The sequence below is a fragment of the Streptomyces murinus genome, assembly GCF_002154555.1.
In the GTDB taxonomy this organism is placed as follows: Bacteria; Actinomycetota; Actinomycetes; order Streptomycetales; family Streptomycetaceae; genus Streptomyces; species Streptomyces murinus.
Window position 1 is genome coordinate 1 of sequence record NZ_MUNF01000845.1, and the last position, 1,757, is coordinate 1,757.

Sequence of the window (1,757 nt, forward strand, 5' to 3'; positions counted from 1 at the left end):
GGGGCGGCGGCGACGACGGTGCCGGAGGCGTCGTAGAGCGCGGCCCAGCCGTCGACCTGGGCGGCGAGGGCGGTGAGCAGGCCCTCGGGGCCGGAGTTCAGGGCCTGCTTGGTCAGCTCGCGCTGGGCGGCGAAGCCGGCGGTGACGGCGCGGTACTGGTCGGCGGCGATGGCGGCGGAGACGGCCTTGCTGATGGCGAGGAAGGGGGTGCGGCGGGGGACTTCGAGCAGCGGCAGGGGCTCGTCCGCGCAGGCGTCGACGAGGGCCTTGGGGATCTCCTCGTAATTGACCCCGACGGCGAACCCGAGGCCGACGACACCCGCGCCGGCCAGTCTCCGTACATACCGGCGCATGGACTCCGGGTCCTCCGCGTCCAGCTTGAGCGCGGTGATCAGGAGCAGCTCGCCGCCCTCCATGTAGGGCACGGGGTCGGCCAGCTCGCTGACGTGGGCCCAGCGCACGGGCACGTCGAGGCGGTCGGCGCCGGCCCGGACGGTCAGCTTTAGCGCCGAGTGGTGGACGAGCGAGGCGAGCGTCGGGGGCATGGTGCCTTCACGGTGACGGAGATCTGTCTTGGCCGACACGTACCAACGGCCTTCCCCGATTCTGCCTCACCGTACGGTCCCCCGCTGGCCGCTTCACGCCCTGAGATCCACCAGCAACGGCGGCGCGTGCTCCCCCCGCACACTGGTCAACGACAACACCGCGTGCCCGGCCGGAACCGCGTGCGCCAACTCGGAGGCGGACCAGCGTTCGCGTTCGACTTGGCGGACGGTGACGGCGCGGGCGGTGGGCGCCTTGCCGGTGATGACCCGGCGCACCATGTGGACTGCCTTGCCGGCCGGGGTCTCCGCGATGATCTGCCGGTCGGTGACGTCCCGGGTCTCGGTCCACTCCTTGCCCCACACCTCGGCGAAGTCCTGTCCGTCCCAGGGGGTGAGTCCGGACAGCGCCATCCGGCAGCCCACGGTGCCGAGCAGCGGGCCGCGCAGCGGCCGGGGCACGTCGTCCAGAGTGCGCAGGGTGAGCACCGCGCCGGCGTTCGCCGAGCGCAGCCGCTGGATGCCGCGGACAGCTTCCGGGGTGACGACACCGGTGGCGTCGTCCAGGATCAGACAGGCGAACAGCGACCGGTCCTCGCGGACCGCCACGGCGGCCGTGAACTGGGCGAGCACCAGCCGCGCCAGGATCCGGGAGGCGTCGGCGTGGCCCCGCTGAGGCAGGTCGATACGCACCCGGACCGGATGGTCGAGCGCCTTGAGCGAGAACGGCCGGGTGCTCCCTGAGGTGTCGAAGAAGGAGGCGAAGGCGGGCCGGTCGAGCAGCGCGATCCGGTCGGCGAGCACGCTGCCGACATCGCCGGGGTGGGCCATCTGCCGTTCCCGGGCGTCCAGTTCACGCAGCAGCGACTCGTGGCTGGTCCCCGTCAGCGCCTTGCGCAGCGCGTTCAGCGGGCCGGGTCCGCCGTCGAGGAGGCCACGCAGCTCGGGCACGGAGGGGAAGCGGCCGTGGACGGCGCGGAAGGGGCCGAGCAGCTGGGCGAGGACGGTGGTGGAACGGCGGCTGTCGCTGCCCGGGTGCGGGTCGGCCAGATCGCCGGCGAGGGCCTCGGCCAGTATGACGGCGGCTTCGTCGGGGTCGGTCGTGCCGCCGTACAGGTCGAGGTCGTACGCGGAGTCCGGCCGGCCGATGCCGATCACGACGTCGTACGACTCCGCCGGGCCGAGTCCGGCGCCGGCCGCGCCGACCACCACGAC

At 73.4% G+C, this 1,757-nt stretch carries 1 protein-coding gene and 1 pseudogene; both read right to left on the reverse strand.

Annotation, left to right across the window (positions count from 1 at the left end; all coding sequences use genetic code 11):
• On the reverse strand, positions 1-545 hold a 545-nt coding region (locus tag CCN72_RS35735), incomplete at its 3' end, for a PucR family transcriptional regulator ligand-binding domain-containing protein (RefSeq protein ID WP_208638188.1).
• A 93-nt stretch (positions 546-638) separates the two neighbouring features.
• Positions 639-1,757: pseudogene (locus tag CCN72_RS35740) on the reverse strand (ATP-binding protein); the annotation flags it as partial.